The sequence below is a fragment of the Dietzia sp. DQ11-38-2 genome (genome assembly GCF_014145055.1).
Classification (GTDB): domain Bacteria; phylum Actinomycetota; class Actinomycetes; order Mycobacteriales; family Mycobacteriaceae; genus Dietzia.
On the sequence record NZ_JAALDW010000263.1, the window covers coordinates 1 to 4,297 of the forward strand.

The 4,297-nt window shown below is 69.7% G+C and carries 4 protein-coding genes and 1 pseudogene; all 5 read left to right on the top strand.

Annotated features, from left to right (window positions below; translation table 11 throughout):
• Positions 1-185: pseudogene (locus tag G6026_RS09645) on the top strand (cytosine deaminase); the annotation flags it as partial.
• Positions 182-946 carry an ABC transporter ATP-binding protein gene (locus tag G6026_RS09650; protein ID WP_107757200.1) on the top strand — a complete coding sequence of 255 codons (765 nt, stop codon included), beginning with the start codon at positions 182-184 and terminating at the stop codon, positions 944-946. The pseudogene G6026_RS09645 and the gene G6026_RS09650, both read left to right, overlap by 4 nt.
• On the top strand, positions 946-1,902 hold the full coding sequence (locus tag G6026_RS09655; RefSeq protein ID WP_241728005.1) for an ABC transporter permease: 957 nt from the start codon (positions 946-948) through the stop codon (positions 1,900-1,902). Before G6026_RS09650 ends, G6026_RS09655 begins: the two co-directional genes overlap by 1 nt.
• 143 nt (positions 1,903-2,045) lie before the next feature.
• Entirely contained in the window at positions 2,046-3,224 is a 1,179-nt protein-coding gene (locus tag G6026_RS09660) for an ABC transporter substrate-binding protein (protein WP_182613034.1), read from the top strand.
• Between the two features lie 40 nt (positions 3,225-3,264).
• Positions 3,265-4,297, top strand: a 1,033-nt coding sequence (locus tag G6026_RS09665) for an FAD-binding protein (protein WP_182613035.1), incomplete at its 3' end; no start/stop codon positions are given.

Consider the following 4,297-nt stretch of genomic DNA (forward strand, 5'->3'; position numbering starts at 1 on the left):
CCGTTCCCGGCCGTCGCGCGGACCTGCTGCTCGTGCGCGCGAGCGGGCTCGACGACGTGATCGCCGACGCCCCCGTGGACCGGATCGTGCTGCGCGCGGGCCGCGTCGTGTCCGCGAGGGCGTCCGTCGTCGTCGACCCCTTCCACCCCCCGAACCACTCTCCCGACCTCCAGGAGCTGCCATGACGACCCCAGCCCGCCCCGCCCTGCGACCGGGTGCCGAGATCCTCGGGTTCTCCGACGTCGGCGTCACCTACCCCAACGGCACGCGCGCGCTCGAGGGCGTGGATCTGCGCGTGGGGGCGGGCGAGTTCGTCAGCGTGGTGGGGCCCTCGGGCTGCGGCAAATCCACGCTCCTCGGCCTGGCCTCGGGGCTCGCGGAACACACCGACGGCTACATGCAGACCGGCACCGACCGGGTGGGGTACGTCTTCCAGGACGCCACGCTGTTGCCGTGGCGCACCGTCGCGCAGAACGTCGAGATGCTGGCCGAGCTCGACGGGATCGGCAAGACCGAGCGGCGTCGGCGGGCGCAGGAGGCGATCGACCTCGTGGGGCTGTCCGGTTTCGAGCGGTCCCTGCCGCGCGAGCTGTCCGGCGGCATGAAGATGCGGGTGTCGCTGGCGCGGTCGCTCACGCTCGAGCCGGAACTGTTCCTGTTCGACGAGCCGTTCGGCGCGCTCGACGAGATCACGCGGCAACGACTCGGCGACGAACTCCTGGGGTTGTTCGCCGCCAAGCGCTTCGCGGGCCTCTTCATCACGCACTCGGTGTCGGAGGCGGTGTATCTGTCCACCCGCGTCGTGGTGATGTCCGGCCGACCCGGTCGCATCATCCACTCCGTCGAGGTTCCCTTCGACGTCCCCCGCGACCCCGAGGTCCGCTACTCGGCTGACTACATCAACCTCGTCGGCGAGGTTTCCCAGGCACTCGAGGAGGCACACTGATGGACAACACGACCACTGCCTCGCAGGCTCTCCGGGCGGGTCGCGCCACGCCCGGGTCGATCGCACCAGGCGAGGAGCCGGGTCCCCACGACGGCTCCGGGTCCGGGGGTCCGGGGTCGCGGTCGGCGACGACGACGACGACGGCGAGGCGCTCGCGTCCGCGACTGTCCGCGGACGGCCCGCTGGTGCGCATCGGCGGTCCGCTCGTCGTGCTGGCCATGGTCCTGGGGGTCTGGTACTTCATCAGCTACGTGGTGCTCGAACCCTCGCGGCGTTTCCTGATGCCCGCTCCGCACGTCGTCATCACCGAGGGGTTCATGGGCGACAACCTCCCGGCGATGCTCGACGCGCTCGAACGGACCACGGTGGTGGCGTTGACCGGCCTGGCGATCGCGTTCGTGATCGGCGTGGTGTGGGCCATCCTGATGAGCCAGGAGACGTGGGCGGAGCGCTCCCTGTTCCCCTACGCGGTGGTGCTGCAGTGCATCCCGATCCTCGCGTTGGTGCCGCTCATCGGTTTCTGGTTCGGCTTCGGCTTCACCGCGCGGGTGTTCGTCTGCGTGCTCATCGCCCTGTTCCCGATCGTCTCCAACACGTTGTTCGGACTCAAGTCCGTCGACCCGGGGCTGCGGCGCCTCTTCCGACTCCACCACGCCGGCCGGTTGACCGTGCTGCGCAAACTCGAGGCGCCGGCCGCGCTGCCCGCCCTGTTCGAGGGACTGCGGGTGGCCGCCGGGCTCTCCGTGGTGGGCGCGATCGTCGGGGACTTCTTCTTCAAGCAGGGCGACCCCGGTATCGGCATCCTCATCGACACCTACCGGGCCCGGTTGCAGTCCCCGGAGTTGTTCGCCTCCATCCTGCTGGCGTCGCTGCTCGGTGTGGCCGTGTTCCTGGCCTTCGGGCTGCTCTCCCGCAAGGTGGTGGGCCGGTGGTACAACGCCGAGGACCAGCGGTGACGGTCGCCGTGCGTCCCCCCACGTCTGCGCATTAACCCACATCTGCCCGACCGGCAACACAACCGAAACGAAGCGCCGTTTCACTATAGATATTGATCACGTCAATACGGGAGGCCGGATCCGGTCCCCGGGAGGAGACCCCCATGCGCCGCACCCACACCACCAGGACCGTGCTCTCCGTCGCCGCCGTGTGCACCCTCGGAGCCGCCACACTCACCGCCTGCGGTGGTGGCGACACCGAGACCGAGGCCGCGTCCGGCTACACCGGCGAGATCGGGGCGGTGGACCTCAGCGAGAGCTGCCCCGCCACCGTGGTGGTCCAGACCGACTGGAACCCGGAGGCCGAACACGGTCACCTCTACGAACTCCTGGGACCGGATCCCACGATCGACGCCGCGGCCAAGGCGGTCTCGGGTCCGCTGTTCGCCTCCGGGGAGTACACCGGTGTGGACGTGGAAATCCGCACCGGCGGTCCGGCGATCGGGTTCCAACAGGTGACCGCGCAGATGTACCAGGATCCCGACATCATGCTCGGGTACGTGGACTCGGACCAGGCCGTGCAGAACTCCCTCAACAACCCGACCGTCGGGGTGTTCGCCCCGCTCGACATCAACCCGCAGATGATCATGTGGGACCCGGAGACCTACCCGGACGTGGCGCGGATCGCCGACCTCAAGGACGAGGGCACCCGGGTCCTGTACTTCGAGGGCAACGCGTACATGGACTACCTCACCGGAGAGGGGATCCTGGATCCCGCGCAGGTCGACGGCAGCTACGACGGCTCGCCGTCCAACTTCGTGGCGGCGGGCGGGACGGTCGCGCAGCAGGGCTACGCCAGCGCCGAGCCGTTCATCTACGAGAACGAGGTCCCCGAGTGGGGTAAGCCCGTGGCCTACGAGCTGCTCCACGACACCGGATACCCGATCTACAAGTCCATGATGGCGGTGCGCTCGGCCGAGCTCGAGGACAACGCCGCCTGCCTGGAGATGCTGGTGCCGGTCCTGCAGCAGGCCGAGGTCGAGTACTTCGCCGACCCCAGCCGCACCAACGAGGTGATCGTCGACGCCGTCGAGCAGTTCAACACCGGGTGGGTCTACAGCGACGAACTGGCCGACTTTGCCGTCGAGGCCATGCTCGAGCGCGAGATCGTCGGCAACGGTCCCGACTCGACGATCGGCAACTTCGACGAGGACCGACTGGCCGACATCGTCGAGCTCGTCTCGGGCATCTACGAGGCCGCCGACGTCTCGATCGCCGAGGACGTCACCCCGGAGACCATCGCGACCAACCGGTTCATCGACCCGACCATCGGGATGAACTGACCCCCACCCGAGTGACCACCCGACACAGGAAGGCACCCCAGTGAGCGAGACCCAGACGGTGACGCCCCCGGTCGCCACGGCCCCGGACGTGGGCGGACTCGTGGAGGACCTGACCGCGCTGCTCGGCCCGGACCTCGTCCTCACCGACGACCGCAGCCTCGACAAGGCCTCGCAGGACGGTTCGTACCTGAGCCCCATCCTGCGTGCGCAGTGGCCCATCGGACGGCCCGAGGTGGTTGTGCGGCCCACGAGCGTCGATCAGGTCCCCGCCGTCGTCCGGGCCGCCGTCCGGCGCGGCGTCCCCATCACCTCACGTGGCAAGGGCACCGGCAACTACGGTCAGGTGGTCCCGCTGCACGGGGGGCTCGTGCTGGACCTGACCGCGCTGCGGGGCATCGACCACGTGGACCCGGAGGCCGGGACGGTCACCGCGGAGGCCGGCGTGCGCATGATGAGCCTGGAGAAACGCCTCGCGCGGGACGGCTCGCAGCTGTGGATGTATCCCTCGACCGTGCAGTCCACCCTGGGGGGATTCCTCGCCGGGGGGTCCGCCGGAACCGGCACGATCGTCCACGGCCGCAACCACGAGGGGTTCGTCGAGGCGCTCGACGTGGTCTACGCCCACCCGGACGCCGAGATCGTGCACCTGGAGGGCGACGACGCCCAGCCGTTCGTGCACACCTACGGGGTCGCGGGGATCATCGTGCGCGCCACCGTGCGGATCGAACCCCTGCAGGACTGGCGGTGCGTCTACGCCAGCTTCGACGATCACCACGACGCCTTCTCCGTGGTCCCGCGGATCCACCGACTCGACCCCGCCCCACGGCTGTGCTCGGCGGACGGCGCCCACGTCGCCGGGTGTCTGCCGCCCGACGAGGCCATGCCCCCCGGCCGGGCCAGCCTGCGGGCGATCGTCGACGCCTCGGTCGCCGACCGGGTGAGCGCGCTGGTCACCGAGGCGGGGGGAGTGGTGGAGGCGGTCCGCTCAGGGGTCAACGAGAGCATCAAGGTCTCGACCCTGTCCTACAACCACCCCACCCACTGGCTGCAGAAGGCGGAGCCGGACACGTGGA